19 protein-coding genes are annotated in these 22,138 nt (G+C 47.7%); 6 read left to right on the forward strand and 13 right to left on the reverse strand.

The window, feature by feature from the left end; all coding sequences use genetic code 11:
* The first annotated feature begins 12 nt into the window (after window positions 1-12).
* Window positions 13-681 carry a ParA family protein gene (locus NG796_RS01245; RefSeq protein WP_261204095.1) on the forward strand — a complete coding sequence of 223 codons (669 nt, stop codon included), beginning with the start codon at window positions 13-15 and terminating at the stop codon, window positions 679-681.
* Window positions 681-1,382 (forward strand): hypothetical protein, encoded by a 702-nt coding sequence (locus NG796_RS01250; RefSeq protein WP_261204096.1) that lies wholly within the window; start codon window positions 681-683, stop codon window positions 1,380-1,382. Before NG796_RS01245 ends, NG796_RS01250 begins: the two co-directional genes overlap by 1 nt.
* A gap of 54 nt (window positions 1,383-1,436) precedes the next feature.
* On the opposite strand, the gene NG796_RS01255 is transcribed toward NG796_RS01250, so the two are convergent.
* Window positions 1,437-3,137: a methyl-accepting chemotaxis protein gene (locus NG796_RS01255; RefSeq protein ID WP_261204097.1), complete on the reverse strand. Its 1,701-nt coding sequence runs from the start codon at window positions 3,135-3,137 to the stop codon at window positions 1,437-1,439.
* A 509-nt stretch (window positions 3,138-3,646) separates the two neighbouring features.
* Window positions 3,647-4,741, reverse strand: coding sequence for a leucine-rich repeat domain-containing protein (locus NG796_RS01260; RefSeq protein ID WP_261204098.1), 1,095 nt, complete (start codon window positions 4,739-4,741; stop codon window positions 3,647-3,649).
* A 936-nt stretch (window positions 4,742-5,677) separates the two neighbouring features.
* On the opposite strand from NG796_RS01260, the gene NG796_RS01265 reads away from it, so the two are divergent.
* Entirely contained in the window at window positions 5,678-6,028 is a 351-nt protein-coding gene (locus NG796_RS01265) for an FHA domain-containing protein (protein ID WP_261204099.1), read from the forward strand.
* 29 nt (window positions 6,029-6,057) lie between these two features.
* On the opposite strand, the gene NG796_RS01270 is transcribed toward NG796_RS01265, so the two are convergent.
* The 6 genes from NG796_RS01270 to petC all read right to left on the reverse strand — a co-directional run bounded on the left by NG796_RS01270 (window position 6,058) and on the right by petC (window position 11,436).
* Window positions 6,058-7,164, reverse strand: a complete 1,107-nt coding sequence (locus NG796_RS01270) for an NAD(P)/FAD-dependent oxidoreductase (RefSeq protein WP_261204100.1) — start codon at window positions 7,162-7,164, stop codon at window positions 6,058-6,060.
* Window positions 7,165-7,292: 128 nt separating this feature from the next.
* Window positions 7,293-7,736 carry a photosystem II protein PsbQ gene (psbQ, locus tag NG796_RS01275; protein ID WP_261204101.1) on the reverse strand — a complete coding sequence of 148 codons (444 nt, stop codon included), beginning with the start codon at window positions 7,734-7,736 and terminating at the stop codon, window positions 7,293-7,295.
* 123 nt (window positions 7,737-7,859) lie between these two features.
* The gene (locus NG796_RS01280) at window positions 7,860-8,708 is read right to left on the reverse strand and encodes an alpha/beta fold hydrolase (RefSeq protein ID WP_261204102.1); all 849 of its coding nucleotides are present in this window, start codon (window positions 8,706-8,708) and stop codon (window positions 7,860-7,862) included.
* Window positions 8,709-8,863: 155 nt separating this feature from the next.
* Window positions 8,864-9,316 carry a nitrate reductase associated protein gene (locus NG796_RS01285; protein ID WP_261204103.1) on the reverse strand — a complete coding sequence of 151 codons (453 nt, stop codon included), beginning with the start codon at window positions 9,314-9,316 and terminating at the stop codon, window positions 8,864-8,866.
* Between the two features lie 504 nt (window positions 9,317-9,820).
* Window positions 9,821-10,810 (reverse strand): cytochrome f, encoded by a 990-nt coding sequence (petA, locus tag NG796_RS01290; RefSeq protein ID WP_261204104.1) that lies wholly within the window; start codon window positions 10,808-10,810, stop codon window positions 9,821-9,823.
* Between the two features lie 86 nt (window positions 10,811-10,896).
* Entirely contained in the window at window positions 10,897-11,436 is a 540-nt protein-coding gene (gene petC, locus NG796_RS01295; RefSeq protein ID WP_261204105.1) for a cytochrome b6-f complex iron-sulfur subunit, read from the reverse strand.
* 261 nt (window positions 11,437-11,697) lie between these two features.
* On the opposite strand from petC, the gene NG796_RS01300 reads away from it, so the two are divergent.
* The gene (locus NG796_RS01300; protein WP_261204106.1) at window positions 11,698-12,015 is read left to right on the forward strand and encodes a DUF3067 family protein; all 318 of its coding nucleotides are present in this window, start codon (window positions 11,698-11,700) and stop codon (window positions 12,013-12,015) included.
* Between the two features lie 295 nt (window positions 12,016-12,310).
* Here NG796_RS01300 and NG796_RS01305 read toward each other — a convergent pair whose 3' ends face one another.
* Both NG796_RS01305 and tatC read right to left on the reverse strand, forming a co-directional pair.
* Window positions 12,311-13,498 (reverse strand): PAS domain-containing sensor histidine kinase, encoded by a 1,188-nt coding sequence (locus tag NG796_RS01305; RefSeq protein WP_261204107.1) that lies wholly within the window; start codon window positions 13,496-13,498, stop codon window positions 12,311-12,313.
* 793 nt (window positions 13,499-14,291) lie between these two features.
* Window positions 14,292-15,098 carry a twin-arginine translocase subunit TatC gene (gene tatC / locus NG796_RS01310; protein ID WP_261204108.1) on the reverse strand — a complete coding sequence of 269 codons (807 nt, stop codon included), beginning with the start codon at window positions 15,096-15,098 and terminating at the stop codon, window positions 14,292-14,294.
* An 854-nt stretch (window positions 15,099-15,952) separates the two neighbouring features.
* Between tatC and NG796_RS01315 the strand changes: the two genes are divergently transcribed.
* Entirely contained in the window at window positions 15,953-16,738 is a 786-nt protein-coding gene (locus NG796_RS01315; RefSeq protein ID WP_261204109.1) for a COP23 domain-containing protein, read from the forward strand.
* A 182-nt stretch (window positions 16,739-16,920) separates the two neighbouring features.
* Here the strand turns inward: NG796_RS01315 and NG796_RS01320 are convergent, their stop codons facing one another.
* The 3 genes from NG796_RS01320 to NG796_RS01330 all read right to left on the reverse strand — a co-directional run bounded on the left by NG796_RS01320 (window position 16,921) and on the right by NG796_RS01330 (window position 21,027).
* Complete coding sequence (locus NG796_RS01320; protein WP_317619250.1) at window positions 16,921-18,612, reverse strand: LCP family protein; 1,692 nt, start codon at window positions 18,610-18,612, stop codon at window positions 16,921-16,923.
* Window positions 18,613-18,851: 239 nt separating this feature from the next.
* Window positions 18,852-19,364 carry a hypothetical protein gene (locus tag NG796_RS01325; protein ID WP_317619251.1) on the reverse strand — a complete coding sequence of 171 codons (513 nt, stop codon included), beginning with the start codon at window positions 19,362-19,364 and terminating at the stop codon, window positions 18,852-18,854.
* Between the two features lie 49 nt (window positions 19,365-19,413).
* Complete coding sequence (locus tag NG796_RS01330) at window positions 19,414-21,027, reverse strand: S8 family serine peptidase (protein ID WP_317619252.1); 1,614 nt, start codon at window positions 21,025-21,027, stop codon at window positions 19,414-19,416.
* 111 nt (window positions 21,028-21,138) lie between these two features.
* Here NG796_RS01330 and rpe point away from each other — a divergent pair, with 111 nt between their 5' ends.
* The gene (gene rpe, locus NG796_RS01335; RefSeq protein ID WP_261204111.1) at window positions 21,139-21,855 is read left to right on the forward strand and encodes a ribulose-phosphate 3-epimerase; all 717 of its coding nucleotides are present in this window, start codon (window positions 21,139-21,141) and stop codon (window positions 21,853-21,855) included.
* Window positions 21,856-22,138: the final 283 nt, after the last annotated feature.

Consider the following 22,138-nt stretch of genomic DNA (forward strand, 5'->3'; position numbering starts at 1 on the left):
GGAATCGTCGTTTTGTCAAAACCGTCATCTGCAACCCCGGACCTTCCCGCAACCCGAATCCTTGCAATTATTAATGGCAAGGGGGGGGTAGGGAAAACCACGACTTCAGTCAATCTCGCTGCTACGTTTGCCGAGCAACAGCGCATCCTTCTCGTGGATGCTGACCCTCAAGCTTCAGCAACGTGGTGGGTTCAGCGTAGCAAAAAAGGCTTTGCTTTCGATCTGGCGCAGGAGACGGATCCGAGTCTCTTGAGTCAATTACGCCAGGTTCAAGGTTACGATTTAATTGTGGTGGATACTCCTCCAGCATTGCGATCGCAGGCGTTAGCAGCGGTAGCAAATGCGGCGGATTATGTGCTGTTGCCGACTCCCCCTGCGCCGATGGATTTAGCGGCGCTCATTGAAACCGTGCGCGAGGCGATCGTCCCTGTGGCGGTGGCGCATCGAGTGGTTCTGACTCGGGTGGATTCCCGGTCCTTGGGGGAGGCGCTGGAGGCTCAAAACACGCTGATGGAAGAAGGAATCCCCACCTGCCATGCGTTTATTCGGACCTTTAAAGCCCATGAACGGGCGGCCCTCGATGGAGTGGCGATCGCCCAATGGCGTGGCAAAAATGCAAAAGAAGCTCAGGCGGATTATCGTCGCGTAGCTGATGAATTACAGCGTGATTGGAGAAACTGATGCCTAGAAAAAAAATTGCCGATTTAATCAGAAATGAAGCGCAAAAAACCACCGATTCGGAAGTAGAATTGGCGGAAAATAGTCAAATGGAACTGATTGAGGGGACTGGAGAAAGTCCCGGTTCGGAGTTACAAACTACGGTGACTGAGTTGCAAGCGGCATTACAGGAAGCACGGGACAAAGATGGTGCTTTGGATCGTACCCTGGCTGAGGTTCAATCAGAATTGGAGCAATATCGCAGTCTGATCCAAAATTTAGAGGGTCAGCTCAATCAAGCCGAGCAGCGTAATGAAGAATTTGGTCGCCTTAATGCAAATTTGCAGCAGCAATTGCAGGACCAAAAAACTCAAGTGAAACAACTAGAGTCAGAATTAAGCACTGTAAAACAACTTGCTGAACAGGAAAAAACGGCCCAAACGAAGTTAACCGCTGAGTTGGAGAAACAAAAAAAAGTCAATCAACAACTCACTCAAGAGGTTCAGCAACTTTCTAAAGTTCGTGCCGAATTAGAGGAGACCAAAAAATCAGCCATTCAACTGGCGGCAGCGAATGAAAAAGCCCTCAAAGAGTTGACTCACCTTCAACAAAAACAGCCTGCGTCCAACCCGAAAAATTTACCCATGAGAATCTCTCGTCCGACGACGGCCGATCAAACCACTTTCCCGCCGTTTTCGACAACGGACCTCACTTGGATGGATTAATCCCAAGGAGGAGTTGCTCCTGGGGGGGTCACTGAGGGATAAAATCCCTCAACTTTAAGTTTGAATTAGATCGATCGCCGCCACCAGTTGTTGAATAGCAACGGCTTGTTCGTGGGTGGCGAGGGAAATTTCCTGAGCACTGGTGGTCACTTCCTCGATCGCTTGGAGCACTCCGGTTAAGGAAACGGCTGTTTCTTGGACGATTTCAAAATTGACCTGGACCGTTTTTGTTCCTTCTGCCGTGGCTTTGGATGTTGCCACAACTGAGCTTTGGATATCCTCTAATAAAATATTAATTTTATCCGCACTTTGGCGAGAGCGATCGGCGAGTTTGCGAATTTCTGTAGCAATCACAGAAAAGCCTTTTCCCCGATCTCCGGCACGGACGGCTTCAACGGCGGCATTCAGGGCTAACATATTGGTTTGATCGGCTAAACTTCCTACCAGGGAGGCGATCGTGCCAATCTGACGGGCCCCTTCATGGAGATGGTCAATTTGGAGGGCGATCGCTTCTACATTGTCTTTGAGCGTCGTCATTCCCTCCAAGGTGCGCGCAACCGATCGCGTTCCTGCGGTGGCGATCGTTTGCGCATCTTGAACCCCAAAATTGGCCGTCGCACAGGCTTCAGCAACTTGTCGCGAAGAAGCTTTTAATTCATTCATTTGCTGTAACGCTTCCTCAACTGCTCTCCGTTGACGCTGTTCGGTTTGCAATGCCGCAGTTTTTACCTGTAATAAAGCCGATTTTTCCTGGATTTGTTGTTCCAACTCATCGGTTTGAACGATCGCTTTATTCGTCAAAGGACGAAGCAATATCACCATCCCTCCCGTTCCCAACAGCGTGAGAATGGCAATGGCAATCCCTGTATCAAGAATCTGTTTTTGCACAGGTTGATAGAGTTCCTGCCGATCCATTTTCACCGCTAACCCCCAATTGGCGAGGGCGATCGGATTAAAGGCAATCACTTCGGGAATATCGCTCATTGCGTCAGATTGCATCAATCCCGCTTCTCCCCCAACCGCCATTTTTATAGCATTTTCCACCGCCATAGAGATGCGATTTGTGTTATTTCGGGTCTGAAAAAATCGTTGCACTTTCCCATTTTTAACCGTTCCTAAAATAATCTCTCCCGTTGCTCCCAGTCCCGAATAATTTTGGATGATTCTTTCTAATCGAGAGACTTCAAATAACACTAAATCTCTACCAATTACCTGGGCTGTTTGATTGTTAATCAACGTTCCCACGATTAAATAAGAAATTCCAGCGATATCTACGGGACCCATAAACACCGTGGGGTTCCCTTCAGAAGGCATGACTTGCCAAAATTCCTCGGGAATTGCTAATCCAATTTGAGTAACGGGTTGCCCCTTGGCATCAAAGCGCATAATCCCTTTAATGTCCTCGGATTGATTGAGGGCATCAGTTAAAATAGCTGTAGAAACTTGTACTAATTCATTCCGTTTAACTTGCCCTTGATTATACGCTGCTAACTGATTCCGCGCCCGGGTACGACTGGAAATTTGTCCGCCAATATCCTGGGTTCTTAAGAGGAATTCTTCGATCGCCAGGGTACGAGTTTGGGCCGCAAATTCCAGATTGCGTTCCTCAGCTTGTTTGAGTCGTTCTGACAGGGGCATAATACTGGCGATCGCCACACTCGCACCAATCCCCAGTGCTCCCAAAGCCGAATAAATGAGCAATCTACTCTGTAACTGCAAAGCAGAGTTTTGCTTTCCTTGATCAGTCTTCGTCATTCCACCCCTTGTTATATTCTCTGAAAAGTCCATCACCATCACTCAACTCAATTTCACCGCACTCTACAAAAACTGTCATTTCCCCTTTAGCGGGAATACTGGCATTTTTGATGATAAATCACCTCTAGGTTGAATGAGGCCGTCCTACTGCTCTGTATTTTTCTTTTTTATTTTATCCAAGATTTAGTTTTTTTGCGACGCGCAATTAATAGATTTATCAGAATCCCTTCGTTTAATTTTTAAGCCTGTGGGCGCAATTAGTGCTATCCCGTATTTCTATAAATTACTGAATAATCAAGGGTTTTGACCGAGTACGCTTCCCAAAATACTTTTATAAATTTATCTCTTGATCCAGTACATTTAATGTCGGTTGAATCGAACAGTCCGTGAAAACACGGATTTGCATTAAAATTTCTAAACAATCAAAAGAGTTGCCCTAGTTTCATCTGAACTGGAGGCAACTCTTTTAATTTCCATCTTTTAAATAGTCTTACGGCCAAATTCCCTTTTTAAAAACGACAAATCGACTCCGGCATAATCGGACAGATTTTCTGGCGAAGGGGATTCTTTCGGGCTTCTATTTGAGTTAAATTAGTAAGGCTCTGTAACGGACTCAAGTCGGAAATATTATTGCTGCTTAAGTTGACTTCTGACAAACGACTTAGAGCAGCTAAAGGGGTAATATTTGAAATTTGATTGACACTTAGAAACAGCGTATTCAAGTTAATTAAATTTTCCAGGGGGGTGATATCTGAGATTTGATTACCGCTTAAAAATAAAATCTTTAAATTCGTTAGAGAACTGAGCGGGCTAAGATTAGAAAGAGTATTACTGCTCAAAAAGAGTTCTGATAGGTTAGTTAGGGAGGTTAGGGCAGTGGCATCCGCAATTTGATTAAAGTCCAAAGAGAGTCTCCTTAATTGTTGTAATGGCCGTAAAGAATTAAGGTCAGAAATTTGATTGCGTCCTAGAAATAGGGTATCCAGTTGAGTTAAAGACTCCAAGGGACTGAGATTTGTAATCTGATTGTCATACAAATCCAGGGTTAATAACTGGGTTAAAGGGGAAAGCGGGCGAAGATCAGCAATTTGATTGTCACTTAAATAGAGATAAGTGAGTTCTGTCAGGGAGGAGAGGGGGCTAAGATCCGAGATTTGATTCCGACTGAGATAGAGTAAGGTAAGTTGTGTCAAGGAGGCAATGGGTCTAAGATCCGAGATTTGGCGATTACTAAAGGGGAGAACTTGTCGTCGGGAAAGAATCGACGAGGCGCGATCGCACTCAGAGGTTGCCGCTTCTACTAATAAAGCATCGACGGTTTTTTGAGTTTCGGGGGCCAGAGTGTCTCGATTCTCACACCACTGGGCAAAAGTTGTATAATTTTCGGGACGGTTGGTTTGGGCAACTGCCGGTAATGCCCCGGCGATCGCCCCAGTCAGGGAAAGACTCAGAAGGAGGGCGATCGCGCTAGGAACGGGCCTTCGCTGCCCCTGGGAGGGGCATTCTCGGTTTTGATGTGGGGAGGCAGAACCAGACCCCAAATGGTGAGGGTGGGGTATTGTCTGCTTCCCACAGGCGATCGCTAATTTTGATGCTGATCGCATGACGCTTCTCCGAATCGATCCAGTAGATAAACTTAATGTAAACATCTTGTTGTCCTAATCTATTATATCATGTTTGCTCGATCACTCATACTGACTTAACCTCCCAATCCCATTCCCACCTCTCCCCGGTCCTCTCCTACGAGGAAAGGGAAGTATAAGGAATAAATGTCTTTACTGTACCGGAGAAGAGGAATAAAGGATTTTTTAGGTTAATCCAACGGACTTGATATTATATCCTCCTCAAAAACGTCTGTTCGGTCTATTTAGATGAAAAATAGAACGCTTCAGTTGCCGATCGCCCCCGCTATTTTCCCCCGATTTAAAAGGGACACTCACCCCCTTGTTCAAGTAATTACTATCAATCCCTTCGTCTCTCTCCAACCCGGTTACCGAGTATTTCAGCTCATCGACACCAGGACGAGGTGTATTTCGGGTGCAATCAGGGCGATCGCCTCGATCGAGATCACATTTAAGTGACTTGACCCATGTTCCACCACCTAAAAAAATGATTAAGATTTATAACTTTAAATACTGGGTGATGGGATTGAGGGGTGAGATACCTCAATCTATAATTTAATTCTTTCTGAGCTAAATCACCCTTTCTCTCCAGTTTTTAATGGGGTAAATCCGGTTAGAGTCGGATAGCCATCCGTGATTTTACGCAGATTTCCTTGGAGCAATAGAAGCAATACAGGGCAAGGCTTTTTTTATTTTTTCGATAAAATTTAATCTAGGCTGCCCGAATTTATTTAAAAGATTAGGGAAATTTACTGAAGCGCCAAACGCTTCTCCAATTTACCATAAAAAAGGTTGATATTTTACCCATTAAATCAAGGAAAAGGTGACAAAATTTTCTCTTTTGTAAGGAACATTTGGAACCGCGATCAGTCCTAAAATTTTAAGAGTGATATTTTTATGAATAATCCGGAGTAGATTGTGCTTACTCTGAAATTGGTGCATCCTACGCAAACTTCCCCCTCCCAAAGCTGGGACTTTCAAGATGAAGACGTGATTCGGATTGGGCGATCGCCGGATAATCATGTCATTCTTTATAGTGCAGTTGTCTCCCGTTACCATGTGGAACTCCATCGGATTGGCTGCAACTGGAAAATCGTGAATTTAGGGACAAATGGTACTTATGTGAACGATAGTCCGATTATCCAATCCCCGGTGATTGATGGGATGATCCTGCGCCTAGCCCGTTCCGGTCCTCAAATCCAAATCGAAAAAAAAGCCCGCGAATTTGAAAACGTGCGAAAGCATCGTCAGGGATTGATGGCGGGGTAACTCGCCCTCAATCCCCCTCAATTTAGGGGTCAACTCCCGGCGATCGCCTGTCGAATTTCCAACGCTGTAGCCGGGGCCAGAAGCACACCGTTACGATAATGTCCCGTAGCCAATAACACATTCCCAAATCCTGCTAAGGGACCGATAAGGGGCGCGGGTTGCCCTTCCGGACGGGGGCGCAATCCGGACCAAGTTCTCACAATTTCCCCAGAGGCTAAGTCGGGACAAAATGCGATCGCCCGTTGCAACACTTGCTGGAGTAAGGCTGGATCTCCCTTCATTGGGTCACCTTCCCCAGTAAATTCTACTGTTGCCCCCACCCAATAATCAGTAACCGGGTAATCACCGCCCTGACTGGGGACAATATGAACATCCTCCCCGGTAATCACAGGTTGACTCTCCCCATTCCCCATTGGAGTTTCCAAACGCAGATGGATCGCTTGTCCCAAAACCGGACGAATCTCTACGGGGGACTCCAATCCGGCAGTTAGCGGGGTAGACCCCAATCCTGCGGACATCACCAGCCAATCTACTGCAAGATTACCCCCTGTCATTTCCAGGCGATCGCAACGTTTCCCTGAGTCGGTTTCCGTATAATTAATCCGTTCAACTCCCTCACTAAATCTAAACCTCACCCCATTTCCTTGGGCGGCCCGCACTAAAGCACGAGTCAAAACAACGGGATCAACTTGTCCATCTTGAGGAGAATGAACCGCCCCCACGATTTCCACCGTTCCCAATTGCGGATAGCGTTGTCTCACTTCCCGGGGTTCTAAAAGCTCTAATTGCCAGCCCTGAGTGTGACGAGTGGCTGCCAGTTTCTCCCATTGTGCCATATCTTCCCCGGGAAAACAGAGCATGAGAATCCCTTGCCGGTTAAAGGAAATTGGCGCAATTGCCTCTAATTCACGAATAAGGGTATGGTAGCGTCGAATACTCTGTTCCCGTAACCGCCACAATCGGCCTTTGACTTTATGGCTGATAATCCCCATCAGTACCCCTAACGCCGCTTGTGTCGAACCTTGGGCCGGTTGATGGCAGTCAATTACAGTAATCTCTAAATTCGGTAGTAAGCTTAGTTCATAGGCGATCGCCGCACCTACCACACCGCATCCAATGATCGCAACCCGGGTCATAGTTTAACTCTCAACATCTCCCCTAATTGTCAGAACAAGAGGGGATCACAATAACAGGTCAAAATAGGGTGAAACATGGGAAAATTTCCCAGACTCACCCTATCATTCATAACTCAACCGTAATCAATTTATCCCTGGGGAATCAGACTCAAAAAGGCGTCAAAATCTTTAATCGCTTCTGCGTAGTTTTGCACAGCTAGAGAATAGTTGCCTGCATCCGCTGCCGCATCAATTGTCTCGAAATGGACAAATAAATCTTGAGCAGTTTGACTCGCCGTTTTTTGGGCTTTGCCGCTGAGATTGCGGGAAACGTAGCCTAGATCGCGACGTAAGTCACCCAGAGGCCCATGAATAAATGTCCCCACATTCACCCAATCCCGATTGACGATGAACTGTTCGAGTTCATCCATGCGATCGCGCAGTTTCAGTACATTTCCTTCATACTGCTTGACGATTTCTAACTGAGTGGGCGAGTAGGCGGGGGGTTTGGCCGCTTGCGGCGAACCGCAGCTGACCAAACATACCATCACCAAAGCCAAAATAGAAGCGAGAATCGAACGATAACGTCTCATAGCCAGTTTTTTGCCTTGCACTAAAAAATGATCTTCACCAAAATATATCAAGATTGGGTACGGTGATCGAGGGGTAATGATTCTCTCCCCTCTATGCGATCGCCCCAAAGTCTATATCCCCGGTTAAACTTCCATCCGGCGAAAAAAGGGAATAAGGGCCTGGGTAACTTCTTCGGACCAATGTTCTTGGGGATAATGTCCGGCTTCTGCCAATTTCACCAATTCGGCATTATTAATCGAACCGGCGAAAGTTTCTCCTTGAGTTAGGGGCAACCAAGGATCCTGAACCCCCCACAAAATCAGGGTAGGTTTGTCCCACTGGGGAAACCCTTCAGCAATTTCTGCCATTGCCTGCTTCAGCTTGAGATTGCGGATCGTCCATAGCAGCGATCGCCCTGCGGCAGAACTTTTCAGAAACGGGCGACGGTAGATATCCAAATCTGCGTCAGAGATGGTATATTTGCTTCCCGCTTCCAAGGTGCGATCGACCAGCAAGGGGTCTTGAGTCATCATTTCCCCCATCAACGGCAACCCAAGTTGCTGCATCTTCCAAGGCAGTTGGGAATCCGGTGTTACCGGCGCATTAAGCACCGCTAACCGCAGGACTTTATCCGGATGTCTCAGGGCAAATTGTAACCCCACAGACCCTAAAAATCCTTGGACAACTAGATAGCAGCGATCGATTTCCAGCGTGGTCAGAAAATTATCGAGGGCAGCAACAAAGGCATCGGGAGTATAGGCAAATTTGCTCTTTTCCGGTTTCCCTGACAACCCAAACCCAATCCAGTCCGGGGCCACTGAACGAAATCCTTCCTTAGCGAGCCCAGGCATGACTTCCGTCCAGCAAAAGCTTAGGGAGGGCAACCCATGCAGCAAGACCACCGGGGGTTTGTCTGTTTCTTTTGCAGGCTGTTGCTCCAGATAATACCATTCCACGCCAGCGACTTCGATGCGCTTTTCTTCTAGTCCCACAATCCTATTTTCTCAACCTGAATGAATGTTATGAGTTTACTCCCCCAGGGACAAGGCAGCAAGGGTTCTCCCGATTGCCAAAAATCACTCTAACTGAGGCTAGATTACCCGGTTATCGGTCCGAACCCATTCCTATCTCAATCCAGCGATCGCCTTTACACCAGGTTCAATTCTTTTAAAGCCGGTAAAAAGTTAGCATTTTCGTGACTGGACCGACTTAATTTAATTAAGGCAAACCGCTCGATCGGTTCTAAATTCGCCCATTGTTCTAATGTTAAAGTCATTTCAAATTGTTGGGCTTTATCTTGCACCCCCTGCGGTATCTCTCCCGCATTCATCCAAGGGGGGTTATCCTCTACGGCTAAATCTTTAGCCGATTCCCCAGTCCGGTCTAAAACTAACCCCTGCAAAAATTGGCGATATTGGGTAATTTCGTCTGGACTCTGACAAGGATTCTGAATCAGAGATTCTCGATCCTCTTTGTTAAACCGATTCCATTGATCCAGTTTAAGTTTAATCCCACAAGTATCTAATTTTAATCTAACTTGCATGGGAATGCAATGGAGAGATTCAACAAAATCCGCTTCAAATTTAAAAAACCGAGTCATAAGCCTTACCTTGGGTATCTCTGAGTAATTTGTTGGGTCTTATAAAATGTATATAGCAATCCTAAATGATTTGTGACATCTGTCTTCTCCCCTCTCCCGTTCTGGGAGAGGGGTTGGGGGTGAGGGTCTTCCACAACGGATTTAGGACTGCTATAGCGCGTCTCAATATAGGTTAAAAAACGGGTTTCTTGAAAAAATGACTGTTATTAGCAACAAATCTAGGCCAAAAACCCGTTTTTTTGTCCCTTGGACCTATCTGAATTGTCCCAGATTTTCTGTGGATTGGGGATTGTTTTAATCTAATACAAAATCCAGTTGTTAAAAGTCAATTTTCTTTCTTAGTCCGCCTGCGCGGGCTACCCTTCGGGAAGCCGAGTAAAGCGTCTACGTCCTATGCGCCTCCACCTTTGAGGGTGCGGGTTTTTATAAACTAACGCTTTCCGGTTGCCTCTAAAAAAAAGGGGGCATTTGCCCCCTTTTTTTTCAAGTAACTCGCAACAGAACTTAGAAGTTCATTTCGGCTGCTTGTACTTTTTCGACCTGCTTTTTCTTCAGGACGAGCATAATTTGAGACAGAGTAACGATCGCAAAGAAAGCCAGCAATCCTTTAATCCGACCGGAACTTTGTAGGACAATTTCTCCATCCACCTGACCGAACCCACCGACATTGGGGTTATTGGTCAGCAATTGAGCTGCAGTCACTTCGTCACCTTCCGAGACGATTAACTCAGGACCGGCGGGAATGCTATCAACCACGGTCGATCCATCAGCAGTTTGAATGGTGACTTCATAACCGCCGCCTTCAACTTTGGCAATTTGGGAAATAGTGCCAGCAGCCGAAGCATTGAAGACTGTATTATTGCTCTTATCCCCAGTTGGATATACCTGTCCACGTCCCCGGTTACCCCCGACATGAACGGGGTATTTACCATAATGGATCTTTTTATCGGTTTCCGGATTCGGAGAGAGGACTGGGAAGACAATTTCTTGATATTGTTCGCCGGGTAAGGGGCCAACAATTAACACATTATCCTGACCTTCCGCATAGGGTTGGAAGTAAAGACCCCCGATTTTTTCCTGCATTTCTTCAGGAATGCGATCGGCCGGTGCAATTTTGAACCCTTCGGGCAACATGATCACAGCGCCGACATTCAGCGGTCCGCGATCGCCACTGCCGACCACCTGTTGCACACTGGTATCATAAGGAATTTTTACCACAGCTTCAAACACCGTATCCGGTAGAACCGCTTGAGGCAATTCCACCTGAGTGGGTTTTTGGGCGAGATGGCAGTTGGCGCAAACAATCCGACCCGTTGCTTCGCGGGGGGTTTCTGGAGCTGTTTGTTGCGCCCAAAAGGGGTAAGCGGCTGCTGACTGAGGTACGGCGATGTCAGAAGCAAGGAAAAGGGCGAGAGTTGCCACAGCCAACAGCACGCCTTTGGCTAAAGTCCGTCCACTCTGCCGCAGGATCCGCGACAAGGAAGTATGTTTCATCGGGAAAGAGAAGAGGTAAGCTAAACAGTCAAACAATGAGAATTTGAAATATATTGCATTCAGCAGCGTTTGGTCGGCCAAAGCGCTTAGGACCACCAGGGGTTTTCCCCAGTGCGGAAGTCAGTTTCGGTCCAAGGCGTAAAGATGACTTTATCATCGACCTCGGTGGCATGAGCCAACGCCAGGGACAAGGGCGCAGGGCCGCGAACCACTTTACCCTCACTGTTGTACTGGGAACCGTGGCAAGGGCACATAAATTTGTTTTCGCTGGCGTTCCAGGGTACGACGCAGCCGAGGTGAGTGCAAACGGCGTTGATCCCGTATTCAGTCAGGGTTTTGTCTTGATCCACCACCAGGTAAGTGGGGTCACCTTTGAGCCCTTGTGCCAAAACGCGATCGCCCGCGTTGTGACTCCCTAAAAACTGGCTAACGCTGACGTCATTGCCCAGGGCATCTTTAGCCGTAACGCCACCCCCTGCCGCACCACTAGACGGCGGGATAAAATACTTGACAACGGGATACAAGGCTCCCAGTGCCGTCCCCGTGACGGCACCGAAAGTCAGTAAGTTCATAAATTGGCGACGCCCCATGCTGGGGACGTCAGGATTTCCAGAAGCTTGAGCCATGACCTATCTTGCTACGTCTGTGTTAAGTTGTATGTCTTAGCCTCTCATCTAAGGGCTAAAATTGGCGAACCCTAGTTTAAACAATTCCTCATATCGAGTCTGTCACTACCGGGTTAGGCAGGGACAATCCCCAGGGAAATGCTGAATCTCCAGCCTTTCTCAACAGATTATTACATTCTTTGACACTTCGATCGCATTTTTGCATTTCGCTGTCAATTTTTGTAACAAACTGTAAAGATTCAGATTTTACGGACTCTCTCTATGACCGGACAGGACTTACACCACCTCTTGCTTTCTAAGTGGGGCCGCTCTTACGATATCCAAGTGCGGCGCACTCAGGGGAAAATTTTTCTCCTGATTATGTGGAAATACCTCGAACAAGCCTCTTTCCCCATGAATGAGGCGGAATACCTGGCTCATTTGGATGTGGTTGCCAGTTATCTCAATGCCTGGGGTGGCATCGAACAGGTGCAACATTACCTTGCAACTACCCGCGAACGTCCCCGCTTGGGAAAGGCCGTTAGCATTCCGATTGATTTGGGCGATCGCGCTTCAGAATGGATGCTGGAAAATTTCTAAATTGCCAATTGTGCACCGCACCTCATCTCCTTAACTTCTCCCTGAGTCTTGAGCGCTTTTCTAATGCTTGACTGGGGCGATGGTGAGACTCATTCCTGAACCTCTGAACAAATTGACAACTTGCAATATCCTGAAATACATACTGTAGAGAGGAGTAAAGGTCCCGTGGTCAGGGATCAACGACTGACCTAATGAATTGAGCTTACACACTCTATCTTGAATATTGAGTTAAGAAACTCCAGTCTGACGTCACATTTAACCCACCAACCGAACAGACTTAACAGAGGAAATCATCTCAAGCGCTGATCGAGTGGTAATCATCAATTTGACTAGAAAGCCCCAGTAGTTTTGGGAGGGTTACTGTAAATGTTGTCCCCTCTCCCACGGTACTTTCTACCCAAATTTTACCCCCGAGTAAATCAACAGAGCGCTTCACAATTGCCAATCCCAAACCGCTTCCGGCATTAGCTGCGACATTTTTCGCCCGATGAAACAGGGTAAACAAATTTGCACGGTCCTCTGGGGGAATCCCGATTCCCCGGTCTTTGATTCTGAAAATGATTTCCCCTTCGGCAAAGGTAAAATCACAATAAATAGAACTTCCCTGGGGAGAATATTTTACCGCATTCACCAGCAAATTTAAAATAATTTGGCGGAGTAAGGTGGGATCAGTCATCAGTGCTTCAGAATCTCCCGTCGTGGTCAAAATCATCCGATGAGTCACATCGGTTAATTTTTCTACATCCTGCCAGACATCTTCACATAAACTCGCAAAATAAACCGGAACTGATTGAAGATGTAATCCGCCACATTCCGCCTTTCCTAATGTCAGGAATCCTTCGATAAGATTGCTGGTATGTTTAACGGTTTCATCAATTTTTTGAAAATACTTGAGGCGTTGCTCAGGTGTCATTTTTTGACTGTGGAGTTTGAGCAAATCATTCGCTGCTGCAATCACCGTTAAAGAACCGCGTAATTCATGAGATAGCATCGACACAAAGTTGGGCGTGATAGGAGTTCGTAAGTTTTCCGGTTCCGAATCTGCTGGAACACTTAAGCGATCGCTCCGGGGTTCCTCCATTGGTTCAACGATCCCTTGATAACCAATCACCTGACCTGTGCGATCGCGCATAATCCGAATCGTATCTCTTACCCAGGCAATACTTCCATCTTGACGATAAACCCGAGATTCAAAATTTTCCACATCTCGCTGAGTGCGTAACACTTGCATTAATTGTTCATACCGTCTCTGTTCCACATACAGTTGATTCCCCATATTTTTGATGCTCGCCATCAGTTCTGCTCCCGACTCATACCCATAGATGCGAGCTAAAGTTCGATTAGCCCTTAAATAGCTACCCGTCGGGGTAATCTGAAAAATTCCAACCGCAGCGGTATCCAGAAAACTGGAATACTTGAGAACGATTGGCTGGAGATTGAGACTTGGAGAATCGGGCAAGTCGAACGCAAGAATTTTCATCATGATAGGTGAAAGCTTTGGTATAAAACGATACGCAGCTCTATTTTTAGGGGTCGGCAATCCAATGTCGAACACCACCTGAATTAATCAAAAACAAATGCGATGGTTAGCGTCCGTGCTGAGTAAGTTTCCATCCGAGTGGGAGTATTCTATCAGCGATCGGAGATTTCGCATCGTATTCAGCATTACAAACTCTTAAATTGATCATCAAAAAAATTGATGGAAATCACACTTACTAGATCAACCTCCAGAAATCATAAATCGCACTAAGGGGTTTCATGCTGAGGTTAACATCAGTTGACTACTGTCATAACTCACAACCGCCCCATTTGGCAAGCACTTGGACCGATTACAGCGAGGGTTCACTTTATTTGTGCCATCCGGGGAATGACCACAATCCTGATTGAGAAAGAGTTAGAAAATTTCAAATCTCCACTTTAAAATTTCTACTTTAACCTTGTTGCTACGATGGGGCCAGCATAGGGAGCGCTATTTTTGCCGTTGCACTTTATCTCAGCCCCTCTGAAAGCCAGAATCCGGACTGAGCAAGAGTTGTAAAATCTTCACTCTCAACTTTCAACTCTAAAATTTTATCGAAAATTGAGATCACAGAGGGGACATTTATTTTGCCCTTGCACTCGATCCCCGATCGCTCTGATGGCGAGAATCCTCACCTCTAAAGGGTTTGTCATACTAAACGCTCACCTTAAAAATTGTATGACAGATAGCACAAGCGCGATCGCCTTCAGGACCCCTCTGCCCACTGGCGATCGCGCAAGAACTTAACCCAAACCGCTTATTTGCCCATTGCCTTCACTAATCCCACTCCTCCAAAATATAGGGTGAGGACTGCACCGGCAAATAAACTTTGAGTCAGGGGATCAGTCGAGGGGGTTAAAATCGCCCCTAAAATGGCAGCACCCAACACCACATAGCGCCAACCTGCCAACATTTTTGTAGAAGAGACAATACCCAGCAGACCCAGCAGCGCCTGGATCACCGGGATCTGAAACGCTAATCCGGTGCTAAATAATAGCAGCAGCACAAACTCAAAATAGCGATCAATGGACCACATTTGCTCCACCACCCCGGCCCCATAGCTCACGAAGAAATTGAGGGCCGCAGGAATCAAAGCGATATAAGCAAAGACTAGACCCACACTAAACAGCAGGGTTGATCCCAGAACAATCGGACCAATAATCCGACGTTCCCGCAGGGACAGTCCCGGGAGGACAAACTGGATAATTTGGTAGAGCACAAAAGGACTGGCGACGACTAATCCGCTATAACCCGCCACCTTCACGGAGACAAAGAAAAATTCTCCCGGTGCCAATTGCAGAAATTTGGCTCCTTGTGCTGGGACCTCTAATAAATGGACGATCGGTTTGACAAAAATGAAGCACCCAACCATCCCGGATACTACACCAATCAGGGAATAGAAGATTCGCATCCGCAGTTCTTCGAGGTGATCAAAGATGGACATCTCCACCTCGTCCGGGAACTCATTGAGAGGTTCATCCTCAGTGGGTTTAAGGTTACCGGGGTTATAAAGTTGCGGGGGGTCTTGCTGGGTCACGGTCTCCAGGTCTGAACTTGGGGTCATGAGTCAGTTGCGAGAGAGGTTTCGTTTTCTATTTTAGAGGGAAGCGTCCGGAGGTCGGCATCTTTTCCCCACAGAGATCCCCCAACCTACAGAGATCCCCACTCGTTAAAAGGGGGCAAATGCCTTGGAGTGACTTGGTTTCCAAGGGATGAGCCCGCTAGAACTCTCAGCAGGATTGCATCGGCGATCGCATGGGATCAAAGGACAAAGGACTGGGTTTGAGGAATAGCTTTCCTGCGTTCTCAATGGTGGGTCTGGTTACAAATCCAGCGCATCTGGAGAAAGGACGATAGGTATTATTCGTGAGAATTTACCTATTGCCCTGCTGTCTGTCATCCAAAACTAAACCTAAGAACAGTGATTTACACAAAATATAGTTACGCCTGAATACATAATATATCCAAGTTGCGGATCAGCCTAGGTTTCAAAAAATTGAATAGAATTTGGATTCAGGGTATATTGCCTTAAGAAAAAAACAGTTTTTTACCTAATATGTGGGGCAAAACAACATCAATTTTGCCCAAAACCTGGGGTTTTCAACGCTATACAGACGGCCTAGGCATTTCGCTACTTTATTTTATCTCACCACCATAAAATAGAGCGCCCTATTGAGAATTACCCTCCCCCATTCAGAATCTTTTTAGCCCGAGAAGACGTCTAGGAAAAACAGGACCCTTCTTTTATGAATTTGCACTCTTGTCTTTCATCTCTATTGACTCTGGAACTGCATCAGGGGTTATTGATTAACCCCGTGACCGATCGCCCAGGTGGAATGGGGGGACTTCAAGAATTGCCATGTCATAATTAGGGAAGGATTAAGGATTGACGTATAAAATGATGGGAGATCTTTAGCTATGTTTCACCCCAAATATAAATCGCCCGTATCGAGTCCGATTGCAGCAATTCGAGGGATCAGTGCATCCCTGGGAGTAACCCTGCTGCTGGGTGCGAGTGGTGCAGTTTTAGCCCAGGAGTTGCCACCTCGGAATAACGTGCGAGTTCCACCCAATTCCCCAACGGAAACCGGGGATTCCAATCAGGGCGATACCCCTACGGCCAATAATGCACGGTTTACCTGTCAAGTCGTGGATGGACAGTACACCGTGATGTATTCCCCCCAAAGTCAACCGGGACAGGTTTATGAGTGGGCCAAACCCAGTACCTTGGGCGGGGGTTGGACCGAAGACCGACGCTGTAATGAAATTGCCCGTCGCTTAGAGTTTTACCGGGAAGATGGAATGCAAGAACTGGCGATCGGCTCAGAAAATGGGTATGACACCATCTGCGTAACCACCGAGAAAAATCCGACCTGTCAGATTGTCTTGACGGTCCCCCCGGGAGAGAACCCGCAACTGATTCGCGATCGCGTCTTTGAAAACTTGACCGTTGCTGATAGTGGTCGTCAAACCGAAGCCGTGAATGCCCTTGTGGATAACGGCCAAGGGGGGAACCTATTACAGACCCTAGAGGATGTTTTCGGGATGCCCATTCCCGGCAGCGGGACCCCAAGTCAAGTCCGACCGGGCAGTATCGATTTACGGCCTTTCCTAGACCCAATGGATGGGGGGACCGGTGAGCAACTTACAGAAAACAGCAGCACCGGATCCAGTCATCAGCTCAACCCTGAGAATTTTCGCTAAAACTGGGGGATGGGTTGAGGGAGAAACTTAAACCCTGGAGGGTTTCTTCTCCCCCTCCTCCCCAATCTGTAGTCTGGTCTTCAGGGGAGGAGCAGGACAGAAACCCCGTTTCTAACCGATACTCTCCCAACATCCTAGAAACCCTATTTCTGACCCCCTGGATTTAATGCTGAACCAAAGCGTTAGTACCCTGGGGATTGCCAGTAGCCTTCTTCCTGTGGAACCGTTGGCTCTGTATAAGGGTTGGCGGAGGGGTCGGCGTATGGGTCGGCATAAGGGTCTACAGAGGGTTCAGCCGGGCTCCACTCTCTATACTCCTCAGTGACCGCCGGTTCGCCCAGGTACTCATTCGTTGCAGCGGGAGCAACCGAGTCCTCGGCATAATCAGAGTCCCGAGGGGAAGACTCCGAAACTGAGGGTACCGAGTCCTCGGCATAATCAGAGTCCCGAGGGGAAGACTCCTGAACCGAGGGGTTAGAATTGGTGAGGTTCTGTTGAGTCAGCCAATCCCTGCCGATTTGAATCGTGATATCCGATCGCAAACTGCCTGTACTTTCCACCCGAACCTCACCCAAACCCAAGGCATCGCGAATCGCCTGGGCACTTTCGAGATCGCCATTTTGGGCAATAATCCGCGTCACCGCCAAGGGTTGGTTCCAGGGACTGGAAACATAAACATTCCAATATCCCTTTTCAGAGAGGTTATTGCGCAACCGATCAACCGCCTCCAAGTCATCTGTACTATCTTGAACAGCGACCCGGACATAAGCAGGATCCACGGAATTATAATGCCTGCCATGAAGGTCGAAATCCAAATGTTCGGCGATCATTGCATCCAGACGTTCATAGTTCGGTAACCAGTAACTGGCTTCATATTCCTTGGGATCGCTGAAATCTCCTGGCACCATTAACATTTGCACATTAGAAGATTCGGTTTGGGCAGCAAAACCCGCTAAAGCAGCAATTTCCTCAAGGGTTAAGTTTGTATCAATGAATTCTTGAACCACCGAGAGAATTTTGGGTAATCGGGTGATGGTATTGATATTGAGGGTTTGATCCATGAGCGATCGCATCATCATTTGTTGACGCTGGATCCGACCGATATCCCCTAACTGATCGTAGCGAAACCGGAGAAATTGTAGCGCCTCTTTGCCCGCGAGATATTGCTCTCCCTGCTTGAGGTCGATATACAGACGTTGGCTATCATCCTGGTATTTCATATCCACGGGGACATACATCTTCACCCCGCCCAGGGCATCCACTAATTTTTCAACCCCTTGAACATTGATGCGAATATAGCGGTCAATCCGAACACCGCCAAGGAGTTCATTAACCGCCTTAGCGCTTAGAGCCGGACCTCCAAAATGGTTAGCATCATTAATTTTGCGGACGCCATATCCTTCCACTAAAGTGCGGGTATCTCTGGGGATAGAAAGAACCGTTAACTTATTAGCTTCAGGGTCAAAGCGGACCAACAGCATCACATCCGCAAGACCATCCAGGGAATTAACCTGGGCATGGTATCCTAATTCGGCAACCTTCTCTTCTTTGAGGTCCGAAGTTAAAACGCTAGTACCTATGATTAAAATGTTAACTGAGCGAGTGAGCTCAGGTAATTTAAGATTGGTCCGCGCCAGATCGCTGTTAGAAAATATAGCTGCATCTTCAGCACTGAGTCGGCTTTGCATTAAAGGGGTGCTGGACAAAGATACGGCGAGCAAGGCTCCTGCTGTTGCCGAGAGCATTGCCACACCACTTAAGCCAAAACAAAGCCAAAGCCAACGTCCCCGATTTTCTTTATTGAGCTTTTTAGTCCGGGGTGTAGCGGTCGGTTCCGCCATCGGGCGTTGCTTGGATACGTTCTGATTTGGCACGGGCTTCCTCACACACTCAACAATATATCGATCAAATCGGACGAGCATCCTCACGCTCAATTAGACAAACGGCTGTGCAGGTGTTGAACACCCCGTACCGTTGATGGGTTGATGGGCTATGTCCTGTTCCCTGGGATTGGGGGGTCACCATCGACGCAGTTATTCACCGTTGTCGGATCCTAAACCTCAAGTTAGCTTTAGGCATGGAAATCACCAGAAACGACCCTTCCACGACAGGTCTAGGATAAATGCTTGCCAACAATCTCCTCAGCAACCTGTGATACTCCCGGTAGTCGCAGTGGCCGACGTTGCCACAGACGAACCATCAGCCAAATATTTACCACAAAATAGCCCGAGGTTAACACACTACTCATTAATAACAAGGGAATTGTTAGTAATTCCGAACTTCTTGCGCCGGTTTCCAAGAAAATATGTCCGAGTAGCCACCCAAAGGCTAGGGTAATGGCGAGGCGAGAGGCAGCTTTTTGTTCGCGGTTACCTGGGTGGCGATATAACGTCCATAAGGCGGGGAAAAAGCCGAGGATGGGGAGGAAGTAGAAAAAGAGTCCTAAATGGGCGAGGTCTTTGTTTTCTAAGTCTTCCGGTGTGAGGATTGGGGGAGGATTATCTAAGTCCTCATCAGCCCAATTGGATGCAGCATAACGAGAGCGAACTCGCCGATCGCTCTCGTCCAGGATTTTAGAAGACTGGCGTTTGGGGCCAGGATTGGAATTAGGCGGCAACTGGGTCATAGCCGGGGAGTTTTAGCCATCAGGGTGATCAGCCTTAGTTTAAACAGTTTTAAGGAGTCGGGGTCATCCACCAAGCCAAACTGTAAGGTTGGGTGGATTCATTGACTTGATCGCGAAAGTACACCCGAATTTTATAACGCCCGGTTTGGGGAATCGGGTGATAAATATGTTCCGTACTATCGACCTTGCTAACGGAGGACCAAACACTCTTGCGAACATCGGTTTCATCCGCAGACATCAGATAGAGTTCCAGGTTATTCAGACCGCGATCTCGAAACCCTTCCCCAATATCATATTTTTCATTATTATTCCCATCAACTAGATCAACCCAACGATTCCAGGTTAGAGAAATCGACACGAAACGGCCCGCCTCTAAGGGTTGGTCTAGGACATACTCGTGATAACTATTCGCCTCAACTGTGCGATAATCCCACCCAATTCCGGGTACGGCATTTCCCGGACCCCACTGACCCGCACTAAACTGCTGGTAAGCCCGGTAAGCATTGAGATGGCCCGTTCCCAGGTCGCCATCCAGGGGAATTTCTTGACTGCTATAAGCGTCAGAATCTAACCAGGTGCGGTTCTGGTTCGCAAAAACCGTGCGAGTCATTTTCAAATGCTGACCATTGCCCGGGTCTTCGATTTTTTCCGCCGAGTTCATTAAAACCGCTTTCATTACCTCATGACGGCGAGCATCGAGGGTCCATTGGGGAGTGTTGGCTTGTTGATGAAGTTGGCGATCGCCATATTCCTGCAACAGGGCAACCGTTGCCGTCACATGAGGGGCCGCAAAACTCGTACCACTGGTCCGAGTGACTTGACCATCTAAACTCAATAAATCCAAGTTACTGCCCGGAGCCACTAAACTGATAGCACGGCGGTTATCGACATTCCCTTCTAATCCAATCAAGCGACTGGTTGTGCCACTAAAGGCACTGCCAATATTCGCCAAGTCTACTTTGGCAAACTTGCCCTCATAGAGCGTCGTAAAAGCAACATTGATCCCGTTATAGTTATCCGTCGGAATGGGAATGCCCCCGCGTCCTTGATTTCCCGCCACCACATGAACCACATTATGGACCCGCGCGGACCAATCTAAACATTGAGTCAGTAGGGCATTCCCATCTAAAACCGCATTGGGGCGGGGATCTTGGGCTAGGGATTCCCCAAAGCTGTAATTAATCGCCCTCACATCTCCGCTATTTTGTTCCGCCAGATTTTGAGCGGCCAAACATTCTTCCGGTTGTCCACTGCGCCGCAAGAAGCCAATCCCAGCGGCATAAAGGGTGGCATTTGGGGCAACGCCAATCAAGGCTTTATCCGAACTAATCATCACCGAAGCGACGTGTTCAGCGTGTTGTTCAGCCGGTTTCATCTCGGGATCATCTGTGGGGCTGGTTTTAGCCGGTGCATCCTGCATGAAAACTTGTTGGACTGGAATTTCTCGATGTAGGTCCGCTTGTTTGTCAAGGCCAAATTTTCGAGGGCGGCCAATGTCTACTTGACCGATCGCAATTTTTCTCCCGGTTAAGTTATAGGGCGCATCATGCAGCCGACGGGCATCAATGCCAATTTCACTAATTGAAGTCGGGAGGGCAACAGCAGGAATTCCGATTAAAGCCATACTGACGCCGCCAACGAGTCCGCTTAACCCTGTGCTCAATTTTAAGCCCTTCCCGGTTCCAGCTCCACACACCAACCAATTATTAGGGAGTTTCTTCATATTTTGTTAAACTGAATACGACTTGACGGACGGATGAAATATTTGTTAGCCATGACCCAAACGCAATCAAACAAACCTATTGTCGTTGCTCCCTCCATCCTATCAGCAGATTTTAGTCGTCTGGGAGAGGAAGTACAGGCCATCGATCGCGCCGGGGCAGATTGGATCCATGTTGATGTCATGGATGGTCGGTTTGTCCCTAATATCACGATTGGCCCTCTCGTGGTCAAAGCCCTTCGTCCGGTGACATCCAAACCTTTGGATGTGCATTTGATGATTGTTGAACCTGAACGCTATGTTGAGGATTTTGCTAAAGCTGGGGCCGATATTATTTCGGTTCATGCCGAACACAATGCCTCCCCCCACCTCCACCGGACCCTCGGTCAGATTAAAGAACTCGGCAAACAAGCTGGGGTCGTCCTCAATCCTTCCACACCGTTGGAGTTGATTGAATACGTTCTGGATCTGTGCGATTTGGTGTTGATCATGAGCGTTAACCCCGGTTTCGGCGGTCAAAGTTTTATCCCCGGTGTGGTCCCCAAAATCCGGAAGCTGCGCCAGATGTGCGATGAGCGCGGTTTAGACCCCTGGATTGAAGTGGATGGCGGGCTCAAAGGAAATAATTCCTGGCAAGTCATTGAAGCCGGTGCGAATGCGATTGTTGCCGGTTCCGCCGTCTTTGGTGCTCCGGACTATCAAAAGGCGATCGAGGAGATTCGCCATAGCCAGCGTCCCGCATTGGAAGCGCAACCCTTGGCAGCGGTGTAGTGATAGTAGCGGATTGCTTCTAATCCGGACCCGTGGAAGCGAAACGACGCAATCGAATCGCTTCCTTTATTTTTGACTAATTTTTTGAGTCCGTTTTGACGGGAATACACCCAGACGGACCCCTCACCTCGATCAGGATTTCCAAAAACAAAATTTCCAATGTGGAGGGGAGGGACAGGAGGATGCTTAGTCCCTCTAGGAATGAAGCGGTTGATTTTAGGCTGGGCATTTACCCTTGTCCAGAGTCAGTCATGAATTGCCCCTGGCGATCGCGTTACATCTG

It is taken from the genome of Laspinema sp. D2d (assembly GCF_025370755.1).
In the GTDB taxonomy this organism is placed as follows: domain Bacteria; phylum Cyanobacteriota; class Cyanobacteriia; order Cyanobacteriales; family Laspinemataceae; genus Laspinema.

Bases quoted from the DNA above. Each gene is read 5' to 3' on its own strand.
- NG796_RS01250 (WP_261204096.1), top strand. From the start codon at position 681: ATGCCTAGAAAAAAAATTGCCGATTTAATCAGAAATGAAGCGCAAAAA.
- NG796_RS01255 (WP_261204097.1), bottom strand. From the start codon at position 3,137: ATGACGAAGACTGATCAAGGAAAGCAAAACTCTGCTTTGCAGTTACAG.
- NG796_RS01260 (WP_261204098.1), bottom strand. From the start codon at position 4,741: ATGCGATCAGCATCAAAATTAGCGATCGCCTGTGGGAAGCAGACAATA.
- NG796_RS01270 (WP_261204100.1), bottom strand. From the start codon at position 7,164: ATGACCCGGGTTGCGATCATTGGATGCGGTGTGGTAGGTGCGGCGATC.
- psbQ (WP_261204101.1), bottom strand. From the start codon at position 7,736: ATGAGACGTTATCGTTCGATTCTCGCTTCTATTTTGGCTTTGGTGATG.
- NG796_RS01285 (WP_261204103.1), bottom strand. From the start codon at position 9,316: ATGACTCGGTTTTTTAAATTTGAAGCGGATTTTGTTGAATCTCTCCAT.
- petA (WP_261204104.1), bottom strand. From the start codon at position 10,810: ATGAAACATACTTCCTTGTCGCGGATCCTGCGGCAGAGTGGACGGACT.
- petC (WP_261204105.1), bottom strand. From the start codon at position 11,436: ATGGCTCAAGCTTCTGGAAATCCTGACGTCCCCAGCATGGGGCGTCGC.
- NG796_RS01300 (WP_261204106.1), top strand. From the start codon at position 11,698: ATGACCGGACAGGACTTACACCACCTCTTGCTTTCTAAGTGGGGCCGC.
- NG796_RS01305 (WP_261204107.1), bottom strand. From the start codon at position 13,498: ATGATGAAAATTCTTGCGTTCGACTTGCCCGATTCTCCAAGTCTCAAT.
- tatC (WP_261204108.1), bottom strand. From the start codon at position 15,098: ATGACCCCAAGTTCAGACCTGGAGACCGTGACCCAGCAAGACCCCCCG.
- NG796_RS01315 (WP_261204109.1), top strand. From the start codon at position 15,953: ATGTTTCACCCCAAATATAAATCGCCCGTATCGAGTCCGATTGCAGCA.
- NG796_RS01325 (WP_317619251.1), bottom strand. From the start codon at position 19,364: ATGACCCAGTTGCCGCCTAATTCCAATCCTGGCCCCAAACGCCAGTCT.
- rpe (WP_261204111.1), top strand. From the start codon at position 21,139: ATGACCCAAACGCAATCAAACAAACCTATTGTCGTTGCTCCCTCCATC.